This is a genomic window from Nocardia sp. NPDC050717, from assembly GCF_040654275.1.
Classification (GTDB): domain Bacteria; phylum Actinomycetota; class Actinomycetes; order Mycobacteriales; family Mycobacteriaceae; genus Nocardia.
Genome location: NZ_JBFAHR010000006.1, coordinates 169,480 through 186,242, shown reverse-complemented (window position 1 = coordinate 186,242; position 16,763 = coordinate 169,480). Strand labels below are relative to the sequence as shown.

At 69.7% G+C, this 16,763-nt stretch carries 15 protein-coding genes; 6 read left to right on the top strand and 9 right to left on the bottom strand.

From position 1 onward, the window contains the following. Window positions 1–51: 51 nt before the first annotated feature. Together AB0H56_RS15090 and AB0H56_RS15085 are read right to left on the bottom strand one after the other, a co-directional pair. Complete coding sequence (locus AB0H56_RS15090; protein ID WP_357162919.1) at window positions 52–2,259, bottom strand: transglycosylase domain-containing protein; 2,208 nt, start codon at window positions 2,257–2,259, stop codon at window positions 52–54. An 840-nt stretch (window positions 2,260–3,099) separates the two neighbouring features. Then, window positions 3,100–3,519, bottom strand: a complete 420-nt coding sequence (locus tag AB0H56_RS15085; RefSeq protein WP_186817370.1) for a DUF5318 domain-containing protein — start codon at window positions 3,517–3,519, stop codon at window positions 3,100–3,102. 123 nt (window positions 3,520–3,642) lie between these two features. Here AB0H56_RS15085 and AB0H56_RS15080 point away from each other — a divergent pair, with 123 nt between their 5' ends. The 4 genes from AB0H56_RS15080 to AB0H56_RS15065 all read left to right on the top strand — a co-directional run bounded on the left by AB0H56_RS15080 (window position 3,643) and on the right by AB0H56_RS15065 (window position 7,314). Beyond that, window positions 3,643–4,716: a DUF1707 domain-containing protein gene (locus AB0H56_RS15080; protein WP_357162556.1), complete on the top strand. Its 1,074-nt coding sequence runs from the start codon at window positions 3,643–3,645 to the stop codon at window positions 4,714–4,716. Between the two features lie 7 nt (window positions 4,717–4,723). Beyond that, window positions 4,724–5,515 (top strand): DUF1707 domain-containing protein, encoded by a 792-nt coding sequence (locus tag AB0H56_RS15075; protein WP_357162553.1) that lies wholly within the window; start codon window positions 4,724–4,726, stop codon window positions 5,513–5,515. 139 nt (window positions 5,516–5,654) lie between these two features. Further along, complete coding sequence (locus tag AB0H56_RS15070) at window positions 5,655–6,212, top strand: PadR family transcriptional regulator (RefSeq protein ID WP_110037815.1); 558 nt, start codon at window positions 5,655–5,657, stop codon at window positions 6,210–6,212. Then, window positions 6,205–7,314: an inositol-3-phosphate synthase gene (locus AB0H56_RS15065; protein ID WP_280338342.1), complete on the top strand. Its 1,110-nt coding sequence runs from the start codon at window positions 6,205–6,207 to the stop codon at window positions 7,312–7,314. The genes AB0H56_RS15070 and AB0H56_RS15065 overlap by 8 nt, the downstream gene beginning before the upstream one ends. Before the next feature lie 222 nt (window positions 7,315–7,536). Here AB0H56_RS15065 and AB0H56_RS15060 read toward each other — a convergent pair whose 3' ends face one another. The 6 genes from AB0H56_RS15060 to AB0H56_RS15035 form a co-directional block, all read right to left on the bottom strand. Then, the gene (locus AB0H56_RS15060) at window positions 7,537–7,968 is read right to left on the bottom strand and encodes a GyrI-like domain-containing protein (RefSeq protein WP_280217514.1); all 432 of its coding nucleotides are present in this window, start codon (window positions 7,966–7,968) and stop codon (window positions 7,537–7,539) included. A gap of 2 nt (window positions 7,969–7,970) precedes the next feature. Continuing rightward, window positions 7,971–8,432: a GyrI-like domain-containing protein gene (locus tag AB0H56_RS15055; protein WP_357162548.1), complete on the bottom strand. Its 462-nt coding sequence runs from the start codon at window positions 8,430–8,432 to the stop codon at window positions 7,971–7,973. 169 nt (window positions 8,433–8,601) lie between these two features. Beyond that, the gene (locus AB0H56_RS15050) at window positions 8,602–10,905 is read right to left on the bottom strand and encodes a transglycosylase domain-containing protein (protein ID WP_357162545.1); all 2,304 of its coding nucleotides are present in this window, start codon (window positions 10,903–10,905) and stop codon (window positions 8,602–8,604) included. A 119-nt stretch (window positions 10,906–11,024) separates the two neighbouring features. Then, the gene (locus AB0H56_RS15045) at window positions 11,025–11,831 is read right to left on the bottom strand and encodes a carbohydrate ABC transporter permease (RefSeq protein ID WP_357162916.1); all 807 of its coding nucleotides are present in this window, start codon (window positions 11,829–11,831) and stop codon (window positions 11,025–11,027) included. A 92-nt stretch (window positions 11,832–11,923) separates the two neighbouring features. Beyond that, window positions 11,924–12,901, bottom strand: a complete 978-nt coding sequence (locus AB0H56_RS15040; RefSeq protein WP_357162542.1) for a sugar ABC transporter permease — start codon at window positions 12,899–12,901, stop codon at window positions 11,924–11,926. Window positions 12,902–12,946: 45 nt separating this feature from the next. Beyond that, window positions 12,947–14,224 carry an ABC transporter substrate-binding protein gene (locus AB0H56_RS15035; RefSeq protein ID WP_110037807.1) on the bottom strand — a complete coding sequence of 426 codons (1,278 nt, stop codon included), beginning with the start codon at window positions 14,222–14,224 and terminating at the stop codon, window positions 12,947–12,949. Between the two features lie 198 nt (window positions 14,225–14,422). Between AB0H56_RS15035 and AB0H56_RS15030 the strand changes: the two genes are divergently transcribed. Both AB0H56_RS15030 and AB0H56_RS15025 read left to right on the top strand, forming a co-directional pair. Continuing rightward, complete coding sequence (locus AB0H56_RS15030) at window positions 14,423–15,223, top strand: DUF2786 domain-containing protein (protein WP_357162913.1); 801 nt, start codon at window positions 14,423–14,425, stop codon at window positions 15,221–15,223. A gap of 374 nt (window positions 15,224–15,597) precedes the next feature. Further along, window positions 15,598–16,137 (top strand): TIGR04338 family metallohydrolase, encoded by a 540-nt coding sequence (locus AB0H56_RS15025; protein ID WP_357162538.1) that lies wholly within the window; start codon window positions 15,598–15,600, stop codon window positions 16,135–16,137. 198 nt (window positions 16,138–16,335) lie between these two features. Here the strand turns inward: AB0H56_RS15025 and AB0H56_RS15020 are convergent, their stop codons facing one another. Further along, window positions 16,336–16,758 carry an organic hydroperoxide resistance protein gene (locus AB0H56_RS15020; protein ID WP_357162535.1) on the bottom strand — a complete coding sequence of 141 codons (423 nt, stop codon included), beginning with the start codon at window positions 16,756–16,758 and terminating at the stop codon, window positions 16,336–16,338. Between the last annotated feature and the right edge of the window lie 5 nt (window positions 16,759–16,763).

The window sequence follows — 16,763 nt, the reverse complement described above, 5'->3', positions numbered from 1 at the left end:
AGGCAGGTCCGCGAGTTGCTGATCGGTCACGACTTCCGAGGCTACCGGTGGTTACCGGGATCTCGTCGGCGTGGTTCCGGCGCCGCCCTCGTCCTCGTTGTTCCCGGCGCGTCCGCCGGGTCGGGTGCCCCCGCCGTTGCCGTTGCCCGGCGTCGTCCCCTCGGGGCTCGCCGTCGGCTGACCAGGTAGCGGGCCGGTGGTGGTCTCCGGCGTCTGCTGCGAGGGCTGACCGGCGGGCTGCTGCACGCCGGGCACGGGGATCCGGATGCCGGGCAGGATCTCGACCTGCGACGGCACGATCACCGGCGCCTCGATGGTCGGCGGCGTGGTGGACGGCGCGGTGTAGGGCGCCGACCACTCCGGCACACCGGCCTGGCCCTTGATCGGCGCGGGCTTGGGGAACGACTCGTTCGGCGTGCCCGCCAGCGCGCCGTCCATCGTCGCCTTCCAGATGTCGGATGGCAGGCCCGAACCGTAGATGCTGCCGCCGCCGTAGTTGCGCAGCGGCTCGCCCTGCTCGGTGCCGACCCACACCGCGGTCGACAGCGACGGCGTGTAGCCGACCATCCAGGCGTCGCGATTGTTGCCGGTGTCGCCCAGCTGGTGGGTACCGGTCTTGGCCGCCGACTCGCGGCCGCCCGCCAGGTTGTGGTTGCGCGAGTACGCCGCGATCGGCTTCATCGCCGCGGTGGCGTTGTCGGCCACGGCCGCGCTGACCCGCTGCTCACCGGCGGGCTCGCCGCGGTCGAGCAGCACCTGACCGTCGGCGGTGACGACCCGCTGCACGAAGTGCGGCGCGTGGTACATGCCGGAGGCGGCGAGCGTGGCGTAGGCCGAGGCCATGTCCAGCGGACGCGACTGGTACTGGCCGAGGATGATGCCGTTGTTCGGGCCCGCGCCGTTGGGCTCGGTGAGGGTCTCGCCGATACCGGGCAGCTCCTCGGGGATGCCGAGCTTGTAGGCCATCTCCCTGATCTTCTGCGGCCCGTTCTGCATGTCCAGCTGCATGCGGTAGAAGCTGGTGTTCAGCGATCGCTTCAGCGCCTCGGCGATGGTGCACATGCCGCAGGACTCGCCCTCGACATTGCCGATCTGGATGCCGTTGACGGTGATCGGCGAGCTGTCGTACAGCTGCGAGAGCGGAACGCCCTGTTCGAGGTTGGCGGCCAGGCCGATCACCTTGAACGAGGAGCCCGTCGGCAGGCCCGCGTTGGCGAAGTCGTAGCCCTGGCCGTCGTTGCCGCCGTAGTAGGCGCGCACGGCGCCGGTGCGCGGGTCGACCGAGACGACCGCGGTCCGCAGGTTCTCCGGCTCGCCCTCCAGCTTGGACTGCGCGGCCCTGACCGCGGCCTCCTGCGCCTTCGGGTCGATCGTCGTGGTGATCTGCAGGCCCTCGGTGTTGAGCTGCTGCTCGCTGATGCCCGCCGCGGACAGCTCCTTGAGCACCTGGTTCTTGATCAGGCCCTCCGGCCCGGAGTTCTGGGTCTCGTCGTCGTTGGCGGACAGCGAGACCACCTGCGGGTACTGCATCGAGGCGCGTTCGGCCGCGGGCAGGTTGTTGCCCGCGACCATGCCGTCGAGCACGTAGTTCCAGCGCGACTTCGCGCCCTCGGGGTTCTTCTCCGGGTCGAGCAGCGAGGGCAGCTGGATGGTCGCGGCGAGGACGGCGCCCTCGGCCACGGTCAGCTCCTGCACCGGCTTGCCGAAGTAGGCCTTGGCGGCGGCGTCGATGCCGTACGCGCCACGGCCGAAGTAGATGGTGTTGAGGTAGGCGGCGAGGATGTCCTCCTTGCTCCACTGGCGGGCCATCTTGGCCGAGATCACCAGCTCGTGCATCTTGCGCTGCATCGAGCGCTCGTCACCGACCAGCGCGTTCTTCACGTACTGCTGGGTGATCGTGGAGCCACCGCCCGCGCTCTCCTTGCCGAGGATGTTGTCGCGGGCCGCCCTGGCGAAGCCCGAGACCGAGAAGCCGGGGTTGGTGTAGAAGTCACGGTCCTCGGCGGCGATCACGGCATTGCGCACGTGCGGCGGGATCTGGTCGATCGAGACCTCGGTGCGGTTGCCCTGCGGCGGGACCACCCTGCTGATCTCGGTGGTGCCGTCGCTGGCCAGGATCGTGGCCACCTGGTTGGTCTGCAGGTCGCCCGGCTTGGGCACCGAGACCGCCGTGTAGGCGACGAGGAACACCGCGCTCGGCACGACGATGGCGAGCGCCATCAGCACATACATGGTCCGGCGAATGGCCCGCCACGGCATCTTCCTCACCGAACCACCCTTACCGGAGCCGTCGTCGCCCCCGCCACCGTCGCGGCGGTTGCGCGGTCCGGTGGGCGGCGGGGTGCCGCCCGCGCCGGCGGCGCGGCGCTCGCCGGTCGTCGGCCCGCCGGGACGGCGACCGGCACCGGGACGCGCGGCCGCGCCCGCACCGGCCGCGACGCGCGCGTTACGGCCGGAATCCGGCCCGCTCGCGCGCACGGTCGACTCGTCGGCGCCGCCGGGACGCGGCAGCTTCTGGGTGGCGCCGGCCGCGGGCGCCGGACGACCGGGCTGACCCGCCCTGCCCTGCGGCGGCCTGCCCGCACCTGGCGGATTCTGCGCCGGCCCGCCCTGCGGCCCGCCGGGGCGCTGCGGCGGCTGACCCGGCCTGCGCGGCGGCATGCCGCCCGGCGGCGGGCCCTGCCGGTTCGGCGGCGGACCACCCTGCGGCCCGCGCCCACCCGGAGCGGGACCGCGACCCTGGGCAGGCCCGCCCGGCTGACGCGGCCCGGGACCACCCGGCCCGGGACCACCCGGCCCGGGACCACCCGGCTGACGCGGCCCGTCCTGCGGCCCTGGGCGGCGCGGCGGCTGACCGCCGGAACGGGGAGGGAGACCTGGTTGCCCGCCCCTGGCCGGACGGCCTTGCGGATCGTCACCGTAGGGGGAGGGCTCGTAGGGCGAACTCACTGACCAGATCTCCATAACTTGTAAGGTTCAACCGACACACGACATCCGCGCCGGACAACCGGCGCGGATACCTTGCACCTCGAACAGTGGCGCATCACACGCCGCCCGTTCGGCAGCGCGTCCTTCGGCGGCGCAGCACTCGGCGGCGCATCACTCGGCGGCAGAGCGCCGCCCCGCTCGCGGGCTCGACCGACGGCGGGCTGGTGCGGGTGCCTTCCCGAGCACATACGACTGCACCAGGTGGTTCCAGCTGCACGAGCGGCATACCTCCACCACGTGCACCGAGAACTCCTCGTTCGACTCTGCCATCCTGACCAGTTCCTCGGGCGTCCGCGCCGACCCGGCCGCTTGGCCGAGCCCGTCGCCGTACACCCAGGAAACCAACGTCAGCTGCTCTTTTCGGCAGATCGGGCAGGTCACCTCACTGCCCCGGCCATGGAACTTGGCGGCCCGGAGCAGGTAGGGATTCGCGTCGCACACTTCGGCGACACCGACCCGGCCCGCGTAGACGTCAGCCAGCAGCGACCTGCGCCGGAGCGCATAGTCGACCACCTGCCGCTGAATTCGCACGATCACCAGAGTAGCCGGGATTGATTTGCGGTGCCGGTGGCACCGCGTCTTCGGTGCTCTCGCCGTAAACTCCCGATACCGGGGTCGGCCCGGGTGTTTCCGCAGGTGAGGCGAGCCGCAACGATGGCTGATTCCGGACCGGCTCGCAGAGCCACCGATTCCGTGACGAGGGCGCGTGATATCGATCGCGCGCAGGTGTCGACCGTGCTTGACGCGGCCTACGCAGAAGGCCAGCTCGGGGCCGACGAGTACCACGACAGGTCAGCGAGAGCGGGGACAGCGCGGACGCTGGGCGAGCTGGCGGCGCTGACCGCGGACCTGCAGTCACCTGCGGTTTTCGGTGAAAAATCGACGGCAGAGCGGAAGCGCTTCGGCCGCAGGCACTCCGGCGAATACCCGGCGCGCACCCGGGCCCGCGACGCTGATCGCGCCCGCACCGTGGCCGCCCTCGACGCCGCCCGCGCCGACGGTCAGCTCGACGCCGAGGAACATTCGGCCTCCACCGAACTGGCCGAGCAGGCCCGCACTCTCGGTGACCTGTCCACGTTGGTCGCCGAGTTGCAGCAGCGACCGGTCGTGCCGACCAAACCGAAGGCCCGCAACACCTTCCGCATCGCCACCGCGGCGGCGGCGGTCGTCGTGGCCGTCGGCGGGTTCGTGTTGACCGTTCGTGACGACAAGCCGTCACCGGCGGCGCGCGAGGCCGCCACGGTCAACTACAACGCGGCGGCGCCCCTGGTGATCCCGACGCCGACGCTGACCACCCAGGCCGGCTTCCTCCAGTTCCGCGACGACTACCGCACCAAGTTCGGCGACACCCGCGTCGACGAGGCGGTGCTGCACGAGGAGCACGCCTCGGCGGTGCGCCGCGCGACCCCGGAGGCCGACTGGACCGCCGCCTGGACCTACCGTGGCGGTTTCGAACGCTCGAATTCGCAGGTCAGCACACGTAAACGCGAGACCGTCGAGATCGATCTCGCCCAGATCGACGCCGACGCGCTCGGCAAGGCCCTGAGCACCGCGCCCGCCACCCTGCTGGTGCGCGACGGCGCGGTCACCCACTTCCGGATCGCGAACGACAGCTGGGTCGACAGGCCCGCCATCACGATCTTCGTGCGCAACGAGGTCGCCCAGTCGGGGCACATGACCATCGCGCTCACGGGCGAAGTGCTGCAGACCTACCCGTACAAAGGATGACCCGGCGATGAAGACCCCGTCCCCCGCGAAGAACCTGCGGGCCCGCGACGCCGACCGCGCCGACGTGTGCGCCCTGCTCGACGCGGCCCTGGCCGACGGCCAGCTCACCGAACGCGAGCACGGCACACGGACCGCGACCGCCATGAAGGCCGAGACCTTCGGCGCGCTCGACCGCCTCGTCGACGACCTGCAGATCCCCGGCAGCCTCGCCGCCACCCCGGTCGCGCGTGGCGTCCCCCGGATGCCCCGGCGCTGGTGGATCCCGGCGGGCGCGATCGTGCTCGCCGGTCTGCTCGGCGCGGGCGCCGGGCTGCTCGGCCGCACGGTGGGCGACGCCGTGCTCGACGACCCACTGCCCGACCTCACCACCGGCAACGGTTTCGCGTACTTCCTGGCCGACTACCGCGCGAAATACGGGTCGACCGAGGTCGACGAGGTGACCCTCTATCCCGACTACGTCGTCGTGGAACGCAAGTCCGACCGGCCCGGCAAGCAGGACGACCAGATCTATCGCGGGTCGTTCAAGGCGTGGGGCTCCCAGGGGTCCCGCACGCCGGACACCAAGTCCTTCGACCTGGCCGCCGTCGACATCGCCCGCTACGCCCGGCTCATGTCCGGCGCCCCGGTCACCACGAAGGTGCCCGGTGGCTGGGTCTCGCACGTGCTGGTCCGCTTCCCGCCCGGCGGCGGCAAGGACGCCGAGCCCGAGATCAACATCTACGTCAAGAACGAGGCCGAACAGAGCGGCTACCTCAAGATCCGGCTCAACGGCGAGCCCATCGCCGTGTACCCCGTGTAGCCCTCCGACCAGCCATGACGCAGTGATCTGCGTCATCCGGCTATGCCCTGATGTATCGCTCCGATATAGTGGGAAGTCGCATCCATCGGTTAGGTCCATTCGGTCTGTCGGGCCGACACAGTCAGGGAGTGAGGTCGCGGTGCTCGAATTGGCGATTCTCGGCCTGCTCCTCGACGCGCCCATGCACGGTTACGAGCTGCGCAAGCGGCTGACGGGCCTGCTCGGTGCGTTCCGGGCCTTCTCCTACGGTTCGCTCTACCCGACGCTGCGCAGGATGCAGACCGACGGGTTGATCGCGGAGGAGATTCCGGAGGGCGCGACCGCGCGCCGTGCGCGCCGCGTCTACCGGCTCACGCCGGTCGGGCGGGAACGGTTCAACGAACTCCTCGCCGACACCGGTCCGCAGAACTACACCGATGACGGCTTCGGCGTTCACCTCGCCTTCTTCAGCCGCACCCCCGCCGAGGCGAGGATGCGGATCCTGGAGGGCAGGCGGCGCCAGGTCGAGGAGCGCCGAGAAGGGCTGCGCGAAGCGATCAAGAAGGCCAGCGGCTCGCTGGATCGCTACACCCGCCAGCTCCACCAGCTCGGATTGGAATCAAGCGAGCGCGAAGTGCGCTGGCTCAACGAGTTGATTGCGGCGGAGCAATCGACGAAGGCGGCACCACAGAAAGAGGGAAAGAGCGGCCATGAGTGATGTCAACAAGGTTGGGTCCGGCGAGGTTCGCGTCGCGATCGTCGGTGTGGGCAACTGCGCATCGTCGCTGGTGCAGGGCGTGCAGTACTACAAGGATGCCGATGAGAACTCCACGGTTCCCGGCCTCATGCACGTCAAGTTCGGTCCCTATCACGTCAAGGACGTGAAGTTCGTCGCCGCGTTCGATGTCGACGCCAAGAAGGTCGGCTTCGACCTGGCCGAGGCGATCTTCGCCAGCGAGAACAACACGATCAAGATCTCCGACGTGCCGCCCACCGACGTGACGGTCCTGCGTGGCCCGACCCTCGACGGCATCGGCAAGTACTACGCGCAGACCATCGAGCAGTCCGAGGCGCCCGCGGTCGACGTGGTCAAGGCCCTGAAGGACGCCCAGGTCGACGTCCTGGTCTCCTACCTGCCGGTCGGCTCCGAAGAGGCCGACAAGTTCTACGCCCAGTGCGCCATCGACGCGAACGTCGCCTTCGTCAACGCGCTGCCGGTGTTCATCGCCTCCGACCCGGTGTGGGCCAAGAAGTTCACCGACGCCGGTGTGCCGATCGTCGGTGACGACATCAAGTCCCAGGTCGGTGCGACCATCACCCACCGAGTGATGGCCAAGCTGTTCGAGGACCGCGGCGTGGTGCTCGACCGCACCTACCAGCTCAACGTCGGCGGCAACATGGACTTCAAGAACATGCTCGAGCGCGACCGGCTGGAGTCGAAGAAGGTCTCCAAGACCCAGGCCGTCACCTCGAACCTCACCGGTTCGCTGGCGGGCAAGGTGCACGACCGCAACGTCCACATCGGTCCCTCGGACTACGTGGAGTGGCTCGACGACCGCAAGTGGGCCTACGTCCGCCTCGAGGGCCGCGCCTTCGGTGACGCCCCGCTGAACCTGGAGTACAAGCTCGAGGTGTGGGACTCGCCGAACTCGGCGGGCATCATCATCGACGCCGTCCGCGCGGCCAAGATCGCCAAGGACCGCGGCATCGGTGGACCCGTCATCCCAGCCTCGGCCTACCTGATGAAGTCCCCGCCGGAGCAGATCGCCGACGACGTCGCGCGCACCCAGCTCGAGGCGTTCATCATCGGCGCTGAGTAGTTGGAGCGCTGGCGCGCTCGAGGTCGCGGCCCCTTGGTCCCGCTGATCAGGCACCGGTGCTTGCTCCTTCGTCGCCTGCGCACCGGCGCCTGATCGGCGGGACGGCCGCGACGCGCCGACTGCGTCGGCGGACCCTCCTCGAGGTCGGGTCGTGTCAGCTGCGAAATCGACAAAGGCCGGGACCCAGGGTGTTTCCCTGTGGCCCGGCCTTTTTCGTGCTGCTCAGTCGAGTGAGACGTAGACCTCGACGCTGGTCGGGCCGGTGTAGCGCTCCAGCTCGGCGGTGTGCGAGCGGGTGATGGTGCCCGCGTTCTCGGCCTTGATCACCTGGGCCCACGCGGTGCGCAGCAGGTCGTAGGGCTTGTCGGAGACGACGAACTTGGCGTAGCGGCCCGCGGGGATGCGGGTGAGCACGTCGCCGGAGTCGATGTCGTCCAGGCCGGACACCTCGTAGCCGAGCACCGCGACCGCGTGGTCGTTCTGGCCGATGTAGGCCGCGGCGCGCGGCACCGTCTTCTCCCTGGCCAGGTAGCGGTCCCAGGTGAAGTTCACCAGGTCGAGGTCGCGCGCTGTCACCTCGCGACCGGCCAGCGGGACGGTGAGTCCCGCGATCAGCCCGTCGTCGAGAGTCACGATCTCGAAATCGACAGTCATGGCTACTCGCCCCCCTTCTCGTCGATCAGCGAAACAAAGATCTCGACCGTGCGGTCGTCCGGGTACTGCTCGTAGTCGCCGGCGTAGGCACGTTCGAATTCCCCGGCGGCCTCGGCGTCCCAGATCTGGCGCCACAGGCCGACGATGGTGTCGCCACGGTTGTCGCCGGTGGCGGAGAACCGGGCGTAGCGGCCCGCCGGGATGCGCGCCAAGACGTCGCCGACCGCGAGATCGGCGAGGGTCTTGCACTCGTAACCGACGATGTGGGTCAGGTAGGAGTTGATCTCCGTCGCGAAATCGACGTACCCCGTCGCGATCGGTCCCGGTAACGAGGGTCTCGCCAGCAGGTGCTGCCACGCCTCCACCACCTTGGCACGGCGTGGCCCCTCCACGGCGAGCGCCGGACTGCGGAGCACTGTGCCCGCGATCAGCGTCTCGGGACGGTCAACGACATTGAAATCCACCTGCGTAGCCCCTATGTCTAGTCTCGTCGTCGCTCGAGCGCATATCTTCCCGCATCGATATGACAGGTTTCGCGCCGGGACTCCTCGACGCCGGTCGGGCGGCTCGCGCTCTGGCCAACGATGTTGCCATGAACGCGGGGGTGCCGGGTCGGGGTGGCCAATCCGTGATCTATCCACCGCCGAGACCGGGGAACAATTCGCCCGGCGAACTGGACGGCCGCGGCGCGGGCGGCGGGATGATGATCAGCGGCGCGGGGTTGCGTGACGTCGCGGTCGGCGGGTTGAAGATGTCCGGCGGCGGCGTGCGCGGCGCGTTGCGCGGCGGGTTCAGGATGTCGTACGGGCCGCCCGGCGCCGCGGGCGCCTGCGCCGGCCCGGGGACCGGCGAGCCGCCGCCGGGCAGCGCCGGGGTGGGGAACTGCTCGATCGGCGTGCCCGCCAGCGCGGTGTCCATCACCTGCTTCCAGATGTCGGACGGCAGCCCGGAGCCCCAGATCGCGCCACCGCCGCCGCCACGCAACGGCTGCGGCTGCTCGGTGCCGATCCAGACCGCCGTGGACAGCGCGGGCGTGTACCCGATCATCCAGGCGTCCTTGTTGTCCTTGCTCTCGCCGAGCTGGGTGGTGCCGGTCTTGGCGGCCGACGGCCTGCCGTCGGCCAGGCCGTGCCCGTTGGAGTAGTTGGCGATCGGGGTCATGGCCTGGGTGGTGGCATCGGCGATCGCGGCGGTGATCCGCTGTTCGGGCTCCGCGGGCTGGGCGCCGACCCGGTTCTCCGGTGCGCCGCGGTCGAGCAGCACGTGGCCTGCCCCGGTCGTGACGCGCTGCACGAAGTACGGCTCGTGGTACACGCCGGAGGCGGCCAGCGTCGCGTAGGCCGAGGCCATGTCGAGCGGCCGCACCAGGTACTGCCCCAGCACGATGCCGTTGAGCGGCGGTTCGCCCGCCTCGGTGAGGGTTTCGACGTCGAGCCCGGGGATGCGCTCGGGAATGCCCGCCAGATGCGCGGCCTCGGCGATCGAGCGCGGCCCGTCGGCCATGGTCATGGTGAGCCGGTAGAAGCTGGTGTTGAGTGAGCGCTTGAGCGCCTCGGTGAGCGGGCAGCGTCCGCAGGAGTCCCCGTCGACATTGGTGATCGTGGTGCCGCGGTCCTGCACCGGTGAGCTGTCGATCGCCCGCGTCGTCGGAATGCCCTGGCGCTGCGCGGCGACGAGGGCGAACGGCTTGAACGAGGACCCCGTCTGCAGCGGCGCCTGCGCGAAATCGAAACCGGTGCCGTCCTCGCCGCCGTAATAGGCGCGCACCGCCCCGCTGCGCGGATCGACCGACACCACCGCGGCCCGCAGCTCCGGCGGCTGCCAGCGCAGCCGCTGGCGCACCGTTTCGACGGCTCCCGCCTGCGCCACGGGGTCGATGGTCGTGGTGATCTGCAGCGCGCCGGTGTTGATGTCGGCGTCGGTCAGCCCTGCCGCGCGCAACTCGCGCATCACCTGGGTGCGGATGTGGCCCTCCGGGCCGAGCGCCACGGGCTCGGTCGGGATGTCGGCGATCGGGATGATCTCCGGGAACACCGTCGCGTCGCGCTCGCCGGGGGCGAGCACCCCCATCTCGATCATGCCGTCGAGCACGTACCGCCAGCGGGCCTTCAGCTGCTCGAGGTGGTTCTCCGGGTCCAGCACCGAGGGCGAGCGGATGACCGCGGCGAGCACGGCGCCCTCGGCCAGGGTCAGCTCCGGCACCGGCTTGTTGAAGTACGCCTTGGCGCCGGCCGCGATCCCGTACGCGCCGCGGCCGTAGTAGATGGTGTTGAGGTAGGCGGCCAGGATCTCGTCCTTGCTCCACTGCCGCGCCATCTTCGCCGCGATGATCAGCTCGCGCATCTTGCGAGTGACGGTGCGTTCGGAGCTGAGGAAGGCGTTCTTCACGTACTGCTGGGTGATCGTCGAGCCGCCGCCCGCGTTGTCGTGGCCGAGCAGGTTGTCGCGGGCGGCCCGCAGGAACCCGCTCGTCGAATAGCCGGGGTTGGTGTAGAAGTTGCGGTCCTCGGCGGCCAGCACGGCCTCGCGCACCGGCAGCGGCACGTCGGTGAGCGGGATGGGGATCCGATTGCCCTGCGGCGGGATGAATTTCGTCAGCACCGTGGTGCCGTCGGCGGCCAGCACCGTGGCGGGCTGCTCGACCGCGACCTCGGCGGGTTCGGGGATCTCCGAGCTCCAGTAGATCGCCACGAACAGCAGCACCGGCACGCAGACGAAGATCACGAACAGCGCGAGCAGCAGCCGCCGGATCTTCTGGCCCCTGGTGCGCGGCGGTCGCGGATCCTCGCCGTCGGCCGCCAGGCGCGCGGCCTGGGCCCGCCGGGCCGCGCCCTTGCGTGGCTCGTCCCGGCCGAGCGGGTCCTTGAAGCCGGCGATCGAGGAGTACGGCGCGTCCGCATCGGACCGCCGACGCCTACCCTCGGAGGCCACGACCATCTCCTTCCGGACCGACGGAAGAACACCTGCACCGACGCGCGCATCGATGCAGGCGACTCTACCCGCGGTTGGTCACGGAATCGGGGAGGAGCGGCTGGGGGCGGCGGACGCGCCGTCCGTCAGCTCTTCACGCCGCCCGCGGTCAGACCCGAGATGATCCTGCGCTGGAAGATCAGCACCATGATCACCAGCGGCACCGTGACGATCACACCGGCCGCCATGATGGCCGCGTACGGCTGCACCAGCGGATCGTTGCCGGAGAACTGGGCGATCGCCACCGTCACCGGCCTGGTCTGCTCACCGGAGAGCAGGCGGGCCAGCAGATATTCGTTGATCGAGGCGATGAACGCCAGGATCGCGGTGGTGAACACCGCGGGCGCCGCCAGCGGCAGCATGATCAGCCGGAACGCCTGCCCCTTGGTGGCGCCGTCGATCCGCGCGGCCTCTTCCAGCTCCCACGGCAACTCGGCGAAGAACGAGGCAAGGATGTAGACCGTCATCGGCAGGACGAACGAGATGTTCGGGATGATCATCGCCTGGTACTCGCCGATCCAGCCGAGATCGGTGAACAGCTGGAACAGCGGAGTCACCAGCACCACGGCGGGGAACATCGAGGCCGACAGGATCAGCCCCGACACCAAGTACTTGCCCGCGAAGGTCATCCTGGCCAGCGCGTACGCGGCGAGCACGCCGAGCACCAGCGCGATCGCGGTCGTCACCGACCCGATGATCACGCTGTTGATCAGCGCCTGCCCGAAGTTGTTGCCGCGACTGGTGTCGAAGGCGTTGCGGAAGTTGTCCAGCGTCACGTGGGTGGGCCACGGGGTGCTGTCGAAGGTGTAGGCCTGATCGCGGAACGCGACGACCGTCATCCAGTAGAACGGCCCGAGGCCCCACACCAGCACGATCAGCACGCCGAGGTACATCCGCACGGTGCCGAGGCGCTTGCGCCACGAGATCGGCTGCACCGCAGCGGCTTCGCGGGTCGCGGGCGACTCTTTCGTCATCGAGGTGCTCATCAGTTCGCCTTCCGCTGTTCTTCCTGCGTGCGAACGGCGTTGGCGCCCAGCACCTTCACCAGGACGAACGCGATCGCGAAGACGAGCAGGAAGGTGATCGTCGAGAGCGCGGCGGCGCTGTTGGGGCCCTGGCGCACCTGCTCGACCACCAGGATCGACAGGGTGTTCGTCGACGGGTTGCCCAGCGTCATGATCGCGGGCAGGTCGTAGATGCGCAGCGTGTCCATGGTGCGGAACAGCACCGCCACCAGCAGCGCGGGCTTGAGCAGCGGCAGCGTGATGTGCACGAACCGCTGCCACGCCGACGCGCCGTCGACCTTGGCCGCCTCGTACACGTCGGCCGGGATCACCTGCAGCCCGGCCAGGATCAGCAGCGCCATGAACGGGGTGGTCTTCCACACGTCGGCCACGACCACCGCGAACCGCGACGCCCACATGTCCGAGGTCCACAGGATGTGCGTGCCGAGCACGCGGTTCACGACGCCGTCGTACTGGAACATGAACTCCCACAGCCGCGCGGTGACGGCGGTGGGAATCGCCCACGGGATCAGCACCGCGGCGCGCAGCAGCGCGCGGCCGCGGAAGGTCTTGCCCATCACGATGGCCATGCCGAGCCCGAGCACGGCCTCGATCGACACCATCACCACCGTGAAGAACAGGGTGACCCCGACCGCGGACCAGAACTGGGAACCGAGCGTGCCGGTGGGGCAGTCGATGACCCCGCCGAGCGAATTGCACTGCTGCAGCAGCCAGTGCGTGTAGTTGCTCAGCCCGGCGCTGCCGCCCTCGATGAACATTCCGGTGGCCGGGTCGATCCCCGAGTCCTTCTGGAAGGACATGATGATCGCCTGGACCACCGGATATCCGATGACCACGGCCAGCGCGACGAGCACCGGCGTGACGAAGAGCCACGCCTTGCCGGATCGTCGCAGTTCCAGCGCTAGCCCGCGCTGCTTGGCTCCCGAAGGATCCGACACCGTTTCTACTCTCCTACGGTCTGGTCGGGTCCGCTGCGCGCTCCGCTACGAACCGGCGGTCTCGATGCCCTTTTGCATGCCGGCGACGGCGTCGTCGACGGACTTCGTGCCGTTCAGGGCAGCATAGGCGTTGTCCTGGATGGCCTTCGACACCGCCGGATAGAACGGGGTCACGGGGCGCGGCACGGCGCTGGCGATGGACTCCTTCAGCGCGGGCAGGTACGGCATCTTCGCGATCAGGGCCGGGTCGTCGTAGAGCGAGGCGCGCACCGAGGGCAGGGCGCCGGAGGCGATGATCTGCTGGGCCTCTTCGCTGATCAGGAAGCGCACGAAGTCGGCCGCGGTGGCCTTGTTCTTGGAGAACGCGCTGATGGCGGCGTTGTAGCCGCCCAGGGTCGAGGCGCCGACGCCGGTGTTGCCGGGCAGCGGGGCCACGCCGAACTTGTCCTTCACCGACGAGGTGTCGGCGTTGGCCTGGGCGTAGAGGTAGGGCCAGTTGCGCAGGAACAGCAGCTTGCCGGACTCGAACGCGCTGGCGCTCTCGCCTTCCTTGAAGGTGATGGCTTCCTTGGGGATGTCACCGTTCTTGTAGGCGTCGACGAGGACCTTCAGGCCCGCCTTCGACTCCGGGCTGTTCACGGTGGGGGTCTTGCCGTCGGCGCCGACGAAGCTGCCGCCGAAGGCGTTGATGACCTCGGAGGTGTTCACGGTCAGGCCCTCGTAGGGGGCGAGCTGACCGGCGTAGCAGCCGATGTTGTTGTCGCGGGCCACCTGGCACTGGCCGATCATCTCCGACCAGGTGCGCGGCGGGTTGGGCACCAGATCCTTGCGGTAGTACAGCAGGCCGCCGTTGGTGTTGCGCGGGGCCGCGTACAGGGTGCCGTTGTAGGTGGCGCTGGCGACGGTGGGCGCGAGCAGCGGCGCCGTGTCGATGGCGAAGGTGTCCTTGAGCGGCTGGATCCAGCCCTTCGCGGCGAATTCCGCGGTCCACGGGACGTCGAGCGCGACGACGTCGTAGCCGTCCTGCTTGGCGCGGAAGTGCTCGGCGAGGTCGTCGTGCTGCTGGTTCGCGTCGGCCGACTGCTCCTTGAACGTCACCTGCTCGTTCGGGTGGGCGGCGTTCCAGCGGTCGATGAGCTGCTTGACCACACCGGTCTCGGTGGTGTCCTTGCCCTCGACGTAGGTGATCGGGCCGCGGCCCGACAGGTTCTGGTCGAGTGCGTTGCCTCCGTTGTCGCTGGAGCAGGCACTGGCGAACGATGCGGTAAGCAACGCAATCGAGGCAGCAGCCATCGTCGCTCTCGGGACAAACTTCAAGGCCATCGCAGACACTCCAGGGTCGAGACGTGAGCAGCAGCACACCCGTGCGGTGCACGGGTCAACATACATGGTGGCCGGTCCGCGCGCCCGATCGTCCTGCCACATCGCCTACTTTCGGGTCAGTTCCGCGCGGAACCGTTGTCGGTGCGGTGTCCTACGCTCGAGTGCGTGACCAATCCTTCGCCGTCGGCGCCCGACCGCATGCTCACCCGCATCGGCGGTTTGCTGCGCAAGGCCGAGGCCACCGACAACGAGCACGAGGCCGAGGCCTTTCTCGCCGCGGCGCAGCGCCTGGCCACGAAGTCCTCCATCGACCTCGCGGTCGCCCGTTCCCATGTCGCCGACCGCGAGCGCAGGTCGGCGCCGGTGCAGCGGATCATCCCGATCGGTGAACCGGGACGAAAAGGACTGCGCACCTACGTCCAGCTCTTCGTCGCGATCGCCTCGGCCAACGATGTGCGCTGTGATGTCGCCCGCAGTTCCGCCCAGGTCTACGCTTACGGCTTCGCCGCCGACATCGACACCTGCGAGGCGCTGTACGCGAGCCTGCTGATCCAGATGGTGCGTGCCTCCGACCACTACATCAAGTCCGGCGCCTACCGCGAGGCAACCGTGGTCAAGATCGTCGCCGAGAAGCGCTTCGGCCGCACGGTGCGCCGCAAGGTGGAGGCTCCCGTCGCAGGCGTCACGGCCCGCCTGAACTTCCAGATGGCCTTCGCCGCGCGCGTCGGCGCCCGCCTCGCGGAGGTGAAGGCGGAGGTCCTCGCCGAGGAGACACCGTCGGAGTCCACCGGCACCGCCCTTGCCCTGCGCGACAAGGAAGTGGCGCTCACCGACTTCTACACCGCCACCTCCGAGGCGCGCGGCACCTGGCGTGGCCCACAGACCTCCACCGGCCATTCCGCCGCCGCCCGCCGCGCCGGCGACCGGGCGGGTCGCGCGGCCCGGCTCGGTACGTCACCCGAATTGCCCGCTGCCCGGGCGAAACTCACGGGCCGATGACCGGGTCCGCCGCGCTGCGCGTCGCCGGGGCGAACCGGTGAGGGCCGACCCCTGCGCGAGGCCACCCGCGACATGCCGGCGAACGCCACGGCGTGGCCCTGCCGCCGGATGGATCATCGCCGCTGCGGCGGAGCGGACGTCGGGAGCTGTCCACACGAACGACGTATCCGCAGACCGAGCCGATGGTCGGCGCCGGCCGGGGAGCGGCGGAGGAGTCGTTCATAGGCGCCAGACGGGTTTTCGGCGCCGAGGCGGGCGTGATGCCGGGCATCGGGTCGCCGCCGAGCGGGGTGTAGGCGCTGCGGGCGGTGTCGCCGCCGAGCGCGGGCGGACAGGCCGAGCGATTCTGTACCGAGGTGAGGTCGGCGTGCGGGGTGGAGGTGGCGGCCGCGGTGGCGAGTGATGCGGCGCGGCGCCGGGATGGGCAGCGGGCCAGGGTCTATGACGCCGAGCAGTTGGTGCGCGGGGTGTTCGATCGCGCGGAGGAGTTCGGGCACCGGACCGTCGATGTGTACGGATCGCAGCTCACGCTGCCGGTAGAGCGGCGGTTCGGCTCGGTGGAGTCGGTGCAGTCGTACGTGGACAAGGTTCTCGCGCTGAATTGGATACGCACGCAATGGGAAAGGGCGGCGTTGCCGGTACGGGTCCGTGCGCGAGCTGGCGGGTCGGCCGCGCACTACGAACCGGCGGCCGGGGTGTTGGCGGTGCCGCTGCACACCGGGGCGACCGCGTGGGCATTGCGCGAGCTGGTGGTACTGCACGAACTCGCCCATCACCTGGGCGGCGACGACGAGGCAGCTCACGGACCCGAATTCTGTAGCCGCTACCTAGCATTGGTCGATGGCGTGATCGGACCTGAAGCGGCACTGCTGATCCGGGCGACCTTCGCCGGATGCGGAGTCCGGCTCGGCTGAACACCCGACGTCCCATCACTGCTCTGTCCCGGCGGTACACGTACGGCGGCGGGCTCCGCACGCGGTGGACAGTGTGGTGCGCCTTGCCGTGTCGCGATAGCCGACGCGAGACCTTGCCGGGCGCGTTGCGTCCCTGTGGTGCCCCCGACACGACGAATCCCGCCGGTGCGCGACCGGCGGGATTCGGGCGATCAGGGGTCAGTCCTCGGCGACCTGCACGTCGACGGCGATGTTGCCGCGGGTCGCGTTGGAGTACGGGCACACCTGGTGGGCCTGATCGGCCAGGGCCTGCGCGTCGTCGCGGGACAGGTGCGGCAGGGTCACCTCGAGGGTGACGGCGAGCTCGAAGCCGCCGTTGTCGTTCGGGCCGATCGAAACCCGCGCGCCCACAGCCGAATCGGCGATGTTCGCGCCGGCCTTCTTGCCGACCAGGCGCAGCGCCGAGTGGAAGCAGGCCGCGTACCCGGCCGCGAAGAGCTGCTCCGGGTTGGTGCCTGCGCCGTCGCCGCCCATCTCCTTCGGCGGGGCGAGCACCACCTCGAGCTTGCCGTCGGTGGTACGCGCGGTGCCGGTGCGGCCTTCGCCGCTGGCGAGGGCTTCGGCGGTGTAGAGGACCTGCATGGGAG